Annotated in this window: 10 protein-coding genes; all 10 read right to left on the reverse strand. The window is 42.9% G+C overall.

Translation table 11 applies throughout. From position 1 onward, the window contains the following. Positions 1-145: 145 nt before the first annotated feature. The 10 genes from ACIPK1_RS01890 to ACIPK1_RS01935 all read right to left on the reverse strand — a co-directional run bounded on the left by ACIPK1_RS01890 (position 146) and on the right by ACIPK1_RS01935 (position 15,224). Complete coding sequence (locus ACIPK1_RS01890; protein ID WP_194188644.1) at positions 146-985, reverse strand: sugar phosphate isomerase/epimerase; 840 nt, start codon at positions 983-985, stop codon at positions 146-148. After that, the gene (locus ACIPK1_RS01895) at positions 957-3,629 is read right to left on the reverse strand and encodes a beta-galactosidase (protein WP_301388784.1); all 2,673 of its coding nucleotides are present in this window, start codon (positions 3,627-3,629) and stop codon (positions 957-959) included. The genes ACIPK1_RS01890 and ACIPK1_RS01895 overlap by 29 nt, the downstream gene beginning before the upstream one ends. Positions 3,630-3,822: 193 nt before the next feature. Beyond that, positions 3,823-6,033 carry a helix-turn-helix transcriptional regulator gene (locus ACIPK1_RS01900; protein WP_008380767.1) on the reverse strand — a complete coding sequence of 737 codons (2,211 nt, stop codon included), beginning with the start codon at positions 6,031-6,033 and terminating at the stop codon, positions 3,823-3,825. Positions 6,034-6,119: 86 nt separating this feature from the next. Next, a complete protein-coding gene (locus ACIPK1_RS01905; RefSeq protein ID WP_005234200.1) occupies positions 6,120-6,998 on the reverse strand; it encodes a carbohydrate ABC transporter permease in 879 nt (292 codons plus the stop codon). 11 nt (positions 6,999-7,009) lie between these two features. Continuing rightward, positions 7,010-7,957 carry a sugar ABC transporter permease gene (locus ACIPK1_RS01910; RefSeq protein WP_005234199.1) on the reverse strand — a complete coding sequence of 316 codons (948 nt, stop codon included), beginning with the start codon at positions 7,955-7,957 and terminating at the stop codon, positions 7,010-7,012. Further along, positions 7,942-10,455: a hypothetical protein gene (locus tag ACIPK1_RS01915; protein WP_301388789.1), complete on the reverse strand. Its 2,514-nt coding sequence runs from the start codon at positions 10,453-10,455 to the stop codon at positions 7,942-7,944. The genes ACIPK1_RS01910 and ACIPK1_RS01915 overlap by 16 nt, the downstream gene beginning before the upstream one ends. Then, positions 10,430-11,104: a YesL family protein gene (locus tag ACIPK1_RS01920; protein WP_301388791.1), complete on the reverse strand. Its 675-nt coding sequence runs from the start codon at positions 11,102-11,104 to the stop codon at positions 10,430-10,432. Before ACIPK1_RS01920 ends, ACIPK1_RS01915 begins: the two co-directional genes overlap by 26 nt. Further along, a complete protein-coding gene (locus tag ACIPK1_RS01925; protein ID WP_301388793.1) occupies positions 11,104-11,772 on the reverse strand; it encodes a DUF1961 family protein in 669 nt (222 codons plus the stop codon). The genes ACIPK1_RS01920 and ACIPK1_RS01925 overlap by 1 nt, the downstream gene beginning before the upstream one ends. 264 nt (positions 11,773-12,036) lie before the next feature. Continuing rightward, the gene (locus ACIPK1_RS01930; protein ID WP_005234195.1) at positions 12,037-13,551 is read right to left on the reverse strand and encodes an extracellular solute-binding protein; all 1,515 of its coding nucleotides are present in this window, start codon (positions 13,549-13,551) and stop codon (positions 12,037-12,039) included. 419 nt (positions 13,552-13,970) lie between these two features. Continuing rightward, entirely contained in the window at positions 13,971-15,224 is a 1,254-nt protein-coding gene (locus ACIPK1_RS01935; protein ID WP_016612693.1) for a glycoside hydrolase family 28 protein, read from the reverse strand. Positions 15,225-15,370: the final 146 nt, after the last annotated feature.

Consider the following 15,370-nt stretch of genomic DNA (forward strand, 5'->3'; position numbering starts at 1 on the left):
AAAATAAAAAAGCTGTTTAGATGAAATCTCACCATAAACAACTTTTCTATGCTAGATAAAAGTTTGCATTAATGTCAGCGTCTTTGAAGAAAACAAGAAAATCACTCCCGTGTTCTCTTAAACAATCATTTACACAAGCACCCAGCTAATTTTTTAAATCTAAGCCTTCAATCAACGCCACCGCACGATCGATCCCAGCGTCTTTTGTTTCTTCTAACACCACGTAACAGTATGGCTTGTGTTTGATCAGAAGCTGTAAAATTTCTGGATACCGTATTTGTCCTTCACCTAACGGGACAGGGATCACTTCTTCTCTCGAGAGTTGAAAATCCTTTAGGTGCAAGCAGACGATTTTCTCGCCAAAAAGAGTAAACGCTTCTTCTACCAATGCAACTTGATCAGCAGCCGTTTTTGCGGTGATCAAATTCGTTGGATCGTAAATGATCCCTAGATAATCAGAAGGAACACGTTCAATCAGCTCGGCGATGCGCTGATTCGAATACAACGGATGATTCAGTCCTGCTTCGATCCCTACCATGGTTTTATGTTTTTCTCCCACTCGAACGAGTCGCTGGATCACATGGATCAAGTCTTCAAAAACCTCATCCGAAAAATTCTCTTCGCTATATCCCAGCGCGGCAATGACTGAGCCTGTTTCTGAAGCCACCATGCTGGCACCAAAATAACGGGCATGGAATAAGTAGCGCTCAAATTTCTGTAAGATTTTCTCTCGTTCCTCTGGTTCGGGATGAATCAAGTTACTATAACAACTTAACAAAGCGATTTGAACGCCTTGTTCTTGGAATTCATTCTTGAAGAAGGTCCCCATACCTGGACTCATTTTTTCAGGAGCACTTAGGTCTGGAAAAGACGCATTCAAGGCAAACTGAACGTTTCTTATTTTCTTTGCTCCTACCGCTTGTGCTAGCTGCTTGGGTGTATATTCTCCTGAGAGGTCATGCCCTCGGATGGCTAAATGAATCATCTGACTCCTCACTTTCTACTGTTTTTTCCCATTCAATAATCAAATTTTCATAAGGTTCTAGCCTATGGTTACCCCGCGCCAGCGCTTCACCTGATAAGCGTTCGAAACCGGGGAGATGTAAGGTAAAGTCAGCTGTCGTCATCCCTAAGTTACTGATCCAGAGTTGGACATGGGTCGCTGACTCTCGGCGATACTTCATCACACCTTCCGAACATTTGATCAACAGGCGCTCTGATTCATAAGGGAAAAGTTCTTTGTGACAAAACGACTGCCATATCAAACTGTCTGTTAAATTGCTAGGTAGCGCACCTAAATAGATGATCTCTCCTTGAGCCAGTTGTTTCTTAGCTAGTAGCGTTTGGTCATTCCCTCGTCCGATCGTTTCCCAATCTTCTGGGCAATGAAAAACTGTGACCAAATGATCCAAAGGTTCTTTTAGGCCGTCATAGGTTAGCTGATAAGTCAGTCCTTTCACCGTAAATTGCTGGATTTGGTCAAACCCGAGCCATTCTCCTAAACGATCTAAGCCATTTGTCGCTGGCCACGCCAGCTCTTTGGTCCGATCCCCCGTCATCGGGCCTAAAATCAGCTTGCCTCCTGCTTCAGTAAAGGCGGCAAATTTTCTCAGCAAGGTCGGACTGATCCAACGAACAAATGGGGCAAGAACAACATCATACTCTTCTAACGGACTATTTTCTTGAATGATTTCTACACGAATCCCTTGGCGAATCAGACTGCCGTAAAATTCGGTAAACAGGCTGCGATAATCATAAACACCCCCATGATCGATCGTGTAAAAGCGTTTCGAGTAATCCGAGTAGATAATGGCTATTTTTGCCGATACATACTTCGTTTCCGCTAAAAGTGGTGCGATCTGTTGTCTTAGTTCGCCAATCCGAACTACCTCTTCATACCCACGATCTGGCTCTCCCCAAGCAGTTAACACGGCACTATGGGGTTGCTCCACACCATAGCGATGTCCACGAAAATGCCAAAAACAGAAGGATTTCAAATGACCAGCATAGCCAATGAACGCTTCACTTGTGACAAACCCATGAGGACGAGGTGCCGCATAGTTTTCAATATGACCGGCATTGGCGGTACAAGTTTCTAACAATAACATTTCCTTGTTGCGCGGTTTGACATTCCGCCAACGATCCAAGTTCATGGTATACGCTGGATAGTTGTCTGCCGGTGCATACGTATCAAAACCGGCAATATCTAAATCAGCAAATAGCTCATCATTTTGCAAGTTAAACCCAAAAGCGGAGTTATGGGTAATGGGTAACGCGGTCTCCATTCGGATAAAATGACAAAGATCATGCGCAAACTCATTCAACGTATCGGTGGTAAAGCGGCGAAAGGCATTCATCAGGGAAGAATTATGCAAAAACGGGGTCGTTAGTGGCAAGACGACATCCTCAAATGCGTCATACCACTCACTCCACACCTTCGTGCCCCAACACTCGTTGAGGTTGGTCACGGATTGATAGTTGTCTTTTAAATACGTATGCCAACGCGTTTGGCACGTCGTACAGTAACATAGATCGACATGACATTTAAACTCATTGTCCAATTGCAACATAACGACATTTTCATGTTTTTCGGCAATCTCAGCGATTTTTCTCGTCAAACGATAGGCATAGCGGCGAAAGTCCTCGTTGTTGGTACAGACATGCTGTCTTGAGCCATGATGCATCTTCGTCCCATCTTGATTAGTGATTAAAGCTTCTGGGTACTGTTTTGTAAACCAGCGGGGCGGAGTTGGCGTTGGAATACATAAGCAAACATCGATGCCATTTGCTTGGTACTGTTCTAGCGCACGTTCCAACAACGCAAAATCATATTCTCCAGGTTGAGGCTCCAAGTCACGCCACATGAATTCCCCAATTCTAGCAAAATTCATGCCCAACGTTTTCATCGTTTGACTATCACTTTGCATGATTTCTTCCGACCAGACTTCTGGATACATGCAGGCGCCGTAATAAATATCAGGAAACAGTGGTTGCTCATGGAAAAACGCCTGTAAACGAATCGCTACATAGCGAGCGATCATATGCGCCCCGACCTTTGAAAAGTGGGTATCATCTGCGAGACCTGCAGGATAATTGGGGTGCTCATCCGGTGCTAACCAAACAAAGAGCGCTTTGGAAGCTTCTAGTCCTAATGTGTCATAATAATGATAGGTATAGCGATTTAAATCAAACAAATCCACTTCTTCCGTTCGACTAAGTTCTCTTAAGACAGGTAAAAATGCTGACAACGTATGCGCCAGTCGTCCCTCTTCCCCTACACGTCGTTCAACAGGTGTACACAGGATAGGAATTCCTGCTTTTTCTTTGATTTGACGGATCATGTCTGTCAAATGAGCAATGTACGCCTCCATCGTGACATGATTTTTCTCTTTTTGGTCATTATGTCCAAATTGCAGTAGGACGACTGTATTCGGTTCGACTTCTTGCAGGAGTTGCTTAAACAACCCTTCTTCGATAAACGAACGAGTCGTACTGCCGTTTTTCGCAAAATTGTGTACGTCTACTTCTGGGGACAGATAGCTTGGTAAAGCTTGTCCCCAGCCCATCATTGGCTGTTGATCAAGGGGATAATCCGCCACGGTTGAATCTCCGCCTAGAACGATTTTCATTTCTTTTCTTCCTCCATCTATTTACTATCAGATTTCCAACAACTTCGACAAGTCCACTGGTTTTCTTGCTGAACATAAGCTGCATTAGAAATCGCTTTCTTTTCTATTATACAAAACATTTGCTGACGAAAACATGGAAAAATCAGAGCAAAAGCTGCGAAAATACGAGCTTTTCCGCAGCAACCAACAGTGATCAGCTCTGACCTTTTCGATATTGTCCTGGGGTCATTCCCGTGCACTTTTTAAATAAACGATTGAAGTAACTGGGATTATACCCAAGGTTTTCTGCAATTTCATTGATTTGGTGATCAGTTTCGAGCAACTGCCGTTTTGCTTCTACGATGCGAACATTGGTTAAATAATCAATAAAGTTGACCTGCTTGGCACGCTTGAACTCCTTACTCAAAAAGATTGGGTCTACTTCGAAACGATCCGCAACGTATTCTAACGAAATTTGTTCATTGCGAAAATCAGATTGGATGTACTCCGCTACTTTTTGGATCATTTCACTATAAGAATTAGCGACATTTTCTTGCCAGAGGATGGAGACGGGTTTTAAGAAATGATGGTACAAAAAGGCTTGGATCTGATTGATGTCCAAAAGTCGTTCGATTCGCTCTAACACAACCGTTTTCGATACATAATCCGTTCGTGAGACCCCATTTTCATTTAAAAGGTAATCGACTTGATCGTACAGTCGATTGACCACATAGATCACCGCAGCCTGTTGATTGTTTTCTGCCACGACCTGTTCTAAAAACCGCTGGACACTTCGTTGCAATTCTTCATGATAGCCACTTTTCAGCGCTGTTAAAATCAAATTTTCTTGCGAAAGAGAATACTTCGGCAGCGGGCGCATTTTCTCTCCTTGAAGCACTTGATTTTCGGGAATCAACCGTTGCAGATGGATTTGCTTTTTGAGACGTTGGGCAACTTCAGGCAACTTGCGAATCTCTGTTTCTTGTTGCGAACTAACGATGGTGACATAACGGCAGACGATCAAATTGATTTGCTTGGTGATCATCGTGAAGTAATCTGTCAGTAGCTGCTCTTGATTGACCACAAAAACCAAAATCCGTCCTTCATTTGAAGAAACAATGGTTGATTCAGGGAAAAACATGGCTGTGACATCCGCTATAATGTTTTCTAAGGCAAACAAAATGTGGGTTTCATCTTGTGAATTTGCTTGATTGCTTAATAGATCATTGAGTTGGAAATAAAACAGGCGATACCCTTGGTCACTTAAGCACCAGTTTTTTTGCTGCAGTAATTGTTGCGATTCTTCCTCCGATAAATAGCCATAATACCCTTCCATCAAATGTTGGATCACTTGTCGCTTCAGCGAATCTTGAAAGCGTTCCGCCTGATTTTGCAACAATCCTTTTTCCCGACTTAATTGTTGCCAACGGTCCACCAAAAACTCCAGATCGTTTTCTTTTTTCCATTGGGTATTACCAAAGAGCTGATCCATCGTTTTTTCAAAAGGTTGGTATTGTTTTTTTGCCAAAAAGAGACTCATGACTGCCACACAAGCAATAAAAAGAATGCTTACGACGATCAGCACTCTAGCCAAATGAGTGACTGGCTCGGTAATCAATGCTAAGGGAACGACGGTATAAAACGTCCATATTTGGTTGAGTCGCGTACTGTTTACGGCGATCATGCTATAATCATTGCCATTGATCGATTCGACCCAGGTTCCTTGATGCTCCTCACTCAGCGGTTGGATAACATTCGCTAAGTTCTGATCGCCAATAAAACGAAAACTCTCATGATTAAAGGAAATCGCTGCGAGTCCATTTTCAATTTGAGTATCATAAAAATACTTTAACAATGATTGCTCGTCGATCGTTGCAACTAAAAAAATTTTAGGCTGATCTTCGCCTTGGCTATCAATGTTTTGTACAAAAATCAATTCATCCTCTTCTTCAATGATCTTCCACTGATACTGCCTACCATTATCGATCCGATAGCGTTCAAATGCTGTTTTGGTTTGCTCGAGCGTTAATTCATACGTGCCGCCACTTTCAATCCCAAAGGGCGCCTCTCCGAGCGAATAAATACCGATTCGATTGACATAATTGGAGCTATTGGTTAAGTAAAACAATTCTTCCGACAGCTGGATCAACGTCTGATAATTCGTCGTTTCCAATAAATCTTCTTGGTAGCGCCTTTGAAACGATTGCCCCCAAACGCTTAAAGTCACTTCCAGCTGCGAGAACTGTTGGTTGATGTTACTAACGATTCCTTCGACTTGGCGATTGTTTAGTTCTTGATACGATCGTTGTAATGGTCCGATCAAATAGGCATGCAAAAAGATTGCAACGGCTAATAGCGGCACGACGATCCATAGACTGGCTAGCTGCAGTTTTCGATGAAAACCGCCTGTTTTAAAGTACTTCATTCCCAAACACCCTTGTAATAGATTTTATGTAACAAATTGTCATGCGAAAAAACGCATGACAACCTATCCACAACTATTGAAGTGTATCATCCTTTGACGGATCCAATCAGCATTCCTTTGGCAAAATGTTTTTGCAAAAACGGATAGAAGATCAAAATTGGTAAAGTCGCCACAATGATGACTGCAAATTTGATTCCTTGTTCAGGCGGCACATAGTTTGGGTCCATACTTGCTAACGCATTGGCACCACTGGAGGCCATCGTGATCTGTCTTAACAATAACTGAATCGGCCATTTTGCTGAATCGTTGATATAGAGCAATCCACTCATGAAGTCGTTCCAGATACCAACGGCGTAAAAAAGGGTGAAGGTCGCGATCACTGGTTTTGATAAAGGCAAAATGATTTTCCATAAGATCCCTAGTTCCGTACAGCCGTCCATCTTGGCGGATTCTTCCAACTCGATCGGCATTTCTTGGAAAAAGTTTTTGATGATCATTAAGTTGAAGGGATTGATCGCGATTGGCAAAATCAATGCCCAATAAGAATTGATCAGTCCTAAATTTTTCACCACGATAAACGTTGGGATCATCCCACCTGAAAAGAGCATTGCAAAAATCACGAGATTCAACAAGGTGTTCCGTCCTTTTAGGTGCTTGCGTGATAAAGGATAGGCAAAGGTGAAGGTACAGAAAAGCTGCACCAGCGTGCCAACGATGGTAACGCCGACCGTTACAAGCAAACTACGGATAAAGGTGTTGGTTGAAAAAATAAAGCGATAGGAGTCGAGACTGATCTCATTTGGCCATAAGAAAAACGAACGTGTGGTCAATTCTAACTCCGTAGCAAATGAACCTGCAATCACATAAATAAAAGGAATCACCATGAATAACCCAATCAATGCCAAAAATAGTGCATTAAAAATGTCAAATATTTTCCCTGCCTTCGTATTGTGTAAAGTATCCATCTTTTTCCTCCTTAGTATAAGCCGCTTTCGCCAAAACGTTTCGCTAATTTATTGGTACAAAGTACGAGGATGATCCCAACGATCGATTTAAATAATCCGACGGCTGTTGAGTAACTGTAAGCGCCATTGGTGATCCCCATCATATACACATACGTATCAAAAACATCTGCTACTGTTCGGTTCAACTGATTGGTCATCAAGAAAATCTGATCAAACCCAGTAGACAAAATCGACCCGATCCGCATGATCAGCATAATGATGATCGTCGAACGAATCGCAGGCAAAGTGATATGCCACACACGACGAAAACGTCCTGCACCATCCATGATCGCGGCTTCGTATTGTTCCTGATCCACACCTGATAAGGCAGCTAAATAAATAATGGTCCCCCAACCGATCTCTTTCCAAATCGATTGCATCACGATCATGGGGCGGAACCATTGCGGGTCTGAGAGAAAATCGATTTCCACGCCTGTCAACGAAGCGATAAATTGAGTGATCGCTCCATGATCGATGTTGAATAAAATATGCCAAAGACTAACGACGATCGTCCATGAAAGAAAATGCGGTACATAGACGAAGGTTTGAATGGTCCGCTGAAACAGCTTGTTGCGTAATTCATTCAGTAACAGTGCCAAAAAGATTGGTGCTGGAAACGAAAAGAAAATGTTTAAAAAGGCAATCATCAACGTGTTCCACAAGATTCGAAAGAAATCAGGATTATTGAAGAAATCCATAAAATTTTGTGTTCCTACCCATGGGCTATCTGCGATTCCTAAAAAGGGCACATAATCTTTGAAAGCAATGATCAACCCATACATCGGCGCATAACGAAATACTGCAAAATAGATGATCCCGGGAATCGTCAAAATATAGAGCCATTTATTTTGTTTAAAATGGTTGAGAAAACTCCCCCATTGCTCTTTCGTTTTCGGCACTTTTTTTATTGTTGTTTCCATTCATTCTCCTCCTCTAATTCCGCTCCAATCAGTGCTAAACAACAAATCGTATTTAGCCCCCACTGTGACAACACATTGGTCGATACCCACGGCATTTCTTTTATTTTTTTCCACGTTGTCGCTGCTTCAATGGTCGCTTCGATCGGCAATGGAACACCCGATTTGTCATTATCAAGCAATAACTGCCAAGCCCTTTGACTGATTGCTCGATCGTTACGCACTCGCCCAGCAAAGGCCATCATCGTCGACGCAAACATTGGCCAGGCAAAATGAGGTTCCGTCAGTACCTCGTTTGACTCTTCTGCTTTTATTTCAGGACTCAAGCTATAAAACCAGCCAAACTCCCCTAACATCTCTGTCCACTCTGGGTCTTCCAGCACTTGAGCAAGTTCTAACCAAACTTGCGGCGCCCCAAAGGAGATGACCATGTGATAGCCGCCAAAATTCCCTGTTCCCATATAAGATAAGGTTTTGTCTTGTGGATCAAATAACACTGTGGGACCAGACAATAGGCGCTGGGGCATGGCTTTGATGCAGGTGATGCCGGTGCGAATTCTTTCAAGGTACACAGGATCATTCGTCCGTTCCCACTGGGTAAACCAGTTCGAGACTAGCGCAGCCCAATCTGGTCCGATGCGAATCGGTATCCGCTTCGTTTCTCGTTCATAAAACTCGCGCATCGGTGGTAACGCATCAAAAGCATAGGTTTCATTGTCTTTGACTTGTTCCATAATCTCTCCAATGCGTTCATCCGCTGTCAAATAGTAGTAGTAGCGATGGAGACCCGCCATTGAAATTCGAACTTCTTTGGCTTGGCAACCCCAATGAACGACATTATGCCGTGACCCTAATCCTTTGTATTCCCCAGCATGATACTGATCGACTTCTGAAGTATGTCTCGTCATGCTTTCAGCCAGATAGTAGACGCTTGGATCACCAGTCCGTAAGAAATCTAGCCAAAGCCACATGTTAGGGACCAATTCAGTGTTTTGCCAAGCGTACCCACCAAGATCGTAGCGCCATTGGTGTCGAAACTGATCATAGGTATGCATGACATCACCATAGTTCCAATAGCCATACCAACTTCTTTGTTGGACTTCTGCTAAATAGAATTGACGCATCTCAGCCAATTGTTGCTCCAGCAACTGTTTCGTTTTCGTTGATTCGTCTGGTAAACTGATCCTGCCAAAAACCTTTGTCTCTTGATAACGCTCAGGCAATGAAACGATCTGGGCAGGTTCTTGGTTTTCTTGAGCTAAGCCCAGCAACACTTCTTCTGACGGGGCTTCTTCATATAGATCCAACCAACAACGCGTCGTATTTGCTACACCAACTGCCGTCGAACGAATCTCTTCCATTCCTTCGTATCCGCTAAGCATATGATCCCGTTTGGAATAGTGCTGAAAATCCATTGGCTTGGCATTCGGTGACCACTGCCACATCGTGATTTGGGTTTCTTTTTGGGTGATGCCTGTCACCTCGATCGCCGATGGTGCTTTTTCCCAAAATTTCTCCATGCTGCAAGCAACGCCGCCGGTTTCTCCCCCAGCGTAAAAGGTACCTGAATAATGCTCGCCATCCCCAATGGGCAACCAACAGTACCCAGCTTCGGTCTGTTTTTCTAATTCAAATGACCGATGATTGATTTGATTGACCCGAAAATTGTCCCAAATAGCATTTTCCACCGCATGAGACAGCATCGGCTCGTCCGCTGGGGTCAATGAAACGAGCTGTCCACTGGCTTGTTCTTGATAGGGAATGTTTTGCTGATAGTGTCGCCGTGAAAGTAACAATTGCGCCGCTTCATGATACACAGCATCTGCAATAAATTTGACTTGTCGATTCCAATTTTCACCTGTCAACGCATAATCAAATGCTATCCCCATGCCTTCATAAGCAAGTGGTTTGATGATAATGACCGTATGAATGATTTCCAATTTGCTGATTTCGCGAAAGATGCGGAACCGTAAAATAAACTCTTGCACCACTTCTTGATCGATCTCAATGATGCCTGATACTTTGATAACGGCTTTCTCGGAACCATTTTCTTCCAACATCAAGTCCGTTACTTTGGACTGCACCTTTTTGTTTTGGTATTGCAGGATTGCGTGAAGATCTTGCAATTTTTTCTGCCCATTGACCGCTACCCAGTCCAATACATTTTTCCCTTCCCCATGTTTCGGGAAGAAGCCTTTGATCGTACCGTTGTCAAAATAAATACCGTTGTAAGCTTTCCTAGCAATCGCCTGTTTCTTCTGGACACGCTGTTTTCTTTGAAAAAGTAACTGCGTCGTTTCTGCCACCAGACCACTGTGTCCTGTCCATTTCACACTGCCATCTGGCCAGTAAGCCAGTACTTTCGTTTGTAGCGGCTCCTCACCCAGCAAAAAAATTTCCTCACTTAGAGCCTCAGGTTGTAAAGCTCCTTTTTCCCATGGATACCCAAAACTCAGCCCACGTTTTCCCTTAGGTTTATTTTTGAGCCATTTCAATGCCATGTTCGATTTCCTCCTCTTCCCTCTCTGCAGGTTGACCTGCATCTTTTTGTTGCTTTAGCTTTCGTTCATTTTCATCAAATAATTTCAAGTAAATCCCCATTGTGCCAATGATCCACATCCCAATACTTAAAAATGGCAGGAGACCGGGGAGAAAAAAACTGATCGTACTACAAATCCCAAACCAAAGGACGCCTAAAAAGGTGCCAATAGGTTGAAAAAAAAGAAAGCGTAGCGAAGCGCCTAGGTACTTCTTCGTTGGGAGCACATAATATTCGTACATGCTAAGCAATGTATTGATCACAGCGATCGCGACGCATTGGCTAACGATCAATAAGATCAAGCCTGTTTGAGTCAATGCCGCTAAAAATCCTTGCTGGATCACTACCATGGGGCACAAATAAAAGAGAATGATCGGTAAGCCCAAGCGATTCGATCGCCAAAAGTTCCTGCGGTAATACCCAAAGAACGTTTGAAAAAAAGGCGGCGATTCCTGTTTAAGGGTTTTCTTTGCTACGTGGAATCCTGCTTGTACGCTAGGCGCCAGTCCAAAGATGATCCCACCTACTAGCGCACCTATAATAACGGTTACATTTATCAGCAAACAATAAAAGACAAAATCTGCTGCTTGATATACTTTCTGCCAATTCATCACCGTTCCTCCTCTAAGGAATATACCTTTAAGTCTTTATAGCAGGCCTTCATTGGCGCCATTTGCCGAAATCCGATCGCTCCTTTGGTTAATATGGGACCAAACTGTTCCTCATCAAGGTACCTTAACACCAATAAGTCGTTGATCCAAAAGGAGATCGTTGCACCTACCTTATCGATTCTTAGGTGATAAAACCCTCGGGCATCTGCTACACTCGGAAGTGGATCTGCGCCTTGGGCGACCAGATGAAACCCATGGCTTTTGCGCAAATTACACGTTTCAAACGCCCGTTCCTCCTCATACTTTCTTCGAAAATAAGAAAGGTGGTAAGCATCGATCCCTCCAGAATGATACTCGGGATATGCCCCGGTTCGTTTGGGTACTCCAGAATCGAAGATCGAGCCACCCTTGCGATTGGCTGCTGCAAAAAAGAGCATACATAAGCCTGGTTCAGCCAGTGGTTGAAACTGCCAGGTGATTCGTAGGTCCGCTGGAAATTGTTGAGGCAGCCATAAAACAAAATGTGGTTGTTTGTTTGATTCTTCAGAATACGTATTCGCCAGAATCATCCCGTCTTGGAAAGTAATCTTGGGCTCTCCTTCAGCAATAAAGTGTTGAATATCTGCTGCTTGATTCAGCGGATTTTCATAGATCAATTTCGCTAACATTTCTTCTCCTTTTATGCGTATATGAGCTGCTTTTCTCTTTTCATAGTAAACTTGACCTACATTTCTAACAATTGACTTTTTTTGAATTCTTTGATATCAAGCGTTAGATTAGGGTTTTCATTTGCTTGTTTCCATTTTTTCTTTTCTGATTTCTCACTACCTGTCTCGTCTCACTTGACTATTACTCCATTTTATTAGCTGAAAAAAATTATTGAAAAAGAAAAAGGTTGAGAGCAAGATCCACTCAACCTTCTTCGACTGTCGTTATTGTGCTTGATGAAGGGCATTCGTTTCTTCCATCAGCTGCGTGCCTCCTTGATTCTTCCAAAGTTCGATCGCAGCTTCCCAACCCGCTTCATCGATTTGTCCTGCGATAAATTGAACCCGCGCATCACTAATGATCTGATCAAGCTGTGCCCCTTTTGTTACATACGTATCTGTATTATAGGAGGCTGCTGGGTTAAAGACAGCGTGCTCTAAATCAGCTTCCATCAATGACAATCGTTTTTCATAGCTTTCAGTAGCCGCTTCTGTATCAGGCTTAGCAATATAGTACAGGGTATCTTCCGTTACATTCATCCCAATTTGTGAGTACCCTTTGACCGCATTGGCTAACGCTTCAGCTTCTGATCCTTCTAGTGCGACGGACATTCCATCCACTACTTCAAAATTGATTCCTTCGATTCCGTTGTTCAGCAATACCTGTGCTTCTTTATCATTTAATTTATCAAGGAACGTCAACACCTCTTTTAGATGTTCCTCTGTCTGGACACTCGACTTAGGAATCGCCAAGAAACCAGAATAGCCATCTGTCGGTAACGCATTCATCGTACCGCTATTATCTTTTAAATTCCCTGTAAAGACGACGAGGTCTTCTTCTCCAGCTTGCAATAATTTATTACTGATTTGTGCTGCTCGTGAATACGTATCAATAATGATCCCACCACGTCCATTGATAAACGGCTCATCCCATTTATCTGCTGCCATGGTTGCAAAATCACGATTGACATAGCCTTGTTCCACCATATCTTTAACAAATTGCATTGATTCTAGGTATTCTGGTTGCATAAAGGATGGCTCTAAAGTGCCGTCTATTTCTTTCCAAGCATTTCCTGCCCCAAACCAAGTAGCTAACACATCGTAAGGACTATTTGAATTGATCGAGCCAGGCCATTGGGGAATAATCAAACCAAACGTATCATTTTCACCATTCCCATCGGGATCGTTCTCAGTAAATGCTTTGGCAATCTCATAAAGATCATCGATCGTTTCTGGTACCTCTAAGTTTAAGTTTTCTAACCAATCTTTTCGGATGATCACCGCCGTCCGCATCGCATCACGTTTCCGATAAATTCCGTACACTTTGCCATTCACAGAAGAATTACGCAAAACATCCTCGTTAGACTGAGAGAGATTAGGATAATCAGCTAAATAGTCGGTCAAATCCCAAAAAGCCCCATTTTCTGCTGACTTGATAAATCCTCCTGATTTTCCTTGAATGACCATCACTTCTGGAATATCATCTGAAGCTAACGTAATATTCATTTTATCCTCATAGGATGTATTGGGTGCCCAGGTAATATCAATGTTTTTGCCAGTGTAAGCTTCTAATTGTTTCAAAATCTCGTTGTCACTTGCAGGTGGTTCAGTTTCAATGTACGGCGATAAAATCGAAATCGTATCATAATCTGTTGTGGAACCTGCTTCCTCCTTCCCACATGCCGACAAAAAGGCGACTGATAGTAACCCCAAACCAAGAATCGTACTTAATTTTTTCACTACTTTTCCTCCTTAGATTTTGTTGTTGAGCTCGATTAAATAAACCGCTTTCAATACCAAAAGCATAACGAAAAGCAGGATTTCCAGCAATTGACATTTTTTGTTAATCGTTGATATATGGCTGGGTAGGGAGTTTTGCTCTACATTTGCAGGTATCGTAAATTATAGGAAAAAAGAATAAATAGTTCTTCGTGTTCTTAGTTCGCTCAATTAATTTAATTATCGCAGTTTTTCTGATTCCTATCATTCTTAAATTCTCGTTGTAGAAAAAGTAGCCTAAGTACTGATGTTCTTATTCGTGAGAGATTTGGAAACATCTTATCATGAAAAAAAGACCAACTCATTGGTCTTTTTTGATAATTCATCAGTTTTGTAGTACTAAGCGGATCACCACTCATTCATATCCGACAGAAAGAGTACTACCGCTCATACACATCATTTTGATCCAAGGTTGGCGCTAACGCAGTGACGATCGTTTCCACCATCTTTAAGTTTTCGACCCCTGCAATCTTGCCGAACTCGTCGGCATGGATGGAAAGATTTTTCATTGTTAGATTGCGGATCGGTTCTGCTGGGCTGGCCTCGATGAAGAAAGCACGCACGCTTTGTTGTCCTATTTTGGTAGCTTGCACGTTTTCAATATTAATGTCGCAGACCTTTGCTGGACCTACTGGAATAGCAGGTTGTGCCATCAATTTGTGCCAATAGTCGGGAATCTCTTCCGCATAATCAGCTGGCAGTTCTGGATAACTATAATCTGGGTACCAATTTGTTTGTAAGAGAAAAGGAAAGCCAACATCCTTCATCGTTAAATCCGAAGCAGTGACCTTGCGTATAAATCCACCTCGATTGTTAGCGGATTTGATCCGAAACCCTGCGCCAGTTTGCTCAAAGACGACTTTTTGGATTTTGATCTCTTCGATCCCACCTGAAGTTTCACTGCCAATGGCAATTCCTGAACCGTACCCTAACTGACAGTCTTTGATCGTGATTTTCCGACAGCTTCTTTGCTGGGCTAAGGCTTCTGCCCCACGTCCCGCCTTGATCGAGATATTGTCATCGTTGCAGGAAATGTAGGCATTTTGAATGGTGACTTCTTCACAGGAATCAATATCGATGCCATCAGTACTAGGCCCTTTTCCATTGTCTATCGTGATGCCGTCGATCAATATGTGGTGAGAATACGTGATTTGTGTATTCCAAAAACCCGACTGTACCGACGAAATATCTTTGATGGTTACTTGCTGACTTTCATAAACAAGGATATTTCGTGGACGCTTGCAATCATAATCTGCTGCCCAGCGTAAGCCTTTCTTTGCATAATCCGCCATCATCCCGCTGGCTTCATCTGTTCCCCAAAACGTTTGCCACCATGTTTCTCCACGACCATCAAGTTTCCCTTTTCCCGAGATCATGACATTTTCTGCGTGAAAAACATTGATCATCGCTGCAGGCCACTTCATATTGATCCCTGCGACCCGATTATCTACTTCGGGATAATCGGCCAGTTCTTGACTACCATACAGAATCGTATCCTCTGAGACAATCAAGTGCACATTGCTTTTTAAAAACAACGCGCCGATTTGATAGGCGCCGGGTGGTGTAATCACTGTTCCCTGCACAGTTGATGCTTGGTCAATTTCTCGTTGCAATAATTGCGTGATGTCTTCCATTCTTGCTTACCTCCTACGCTTTTGTTTTACGCTACAAATAGGTTTATCGATATCCATGACTTTTAAAAATTTGCGCATCGCCAACCTTTTTTCATCTATCATTTATTTGGATAGAACTAAGTGCTTCTTACTGGCGCTGTCCATCA

It is taken from the genome of Enterococcus sp. NPDC086594 (assembly GCF_044746145.1).
Lineage (GTDB): Bacteria > Bacillota > Bacilli > Lactobacillales > Enterococcaceae > Enterococcus_D > Enterococcus_D entomosocium.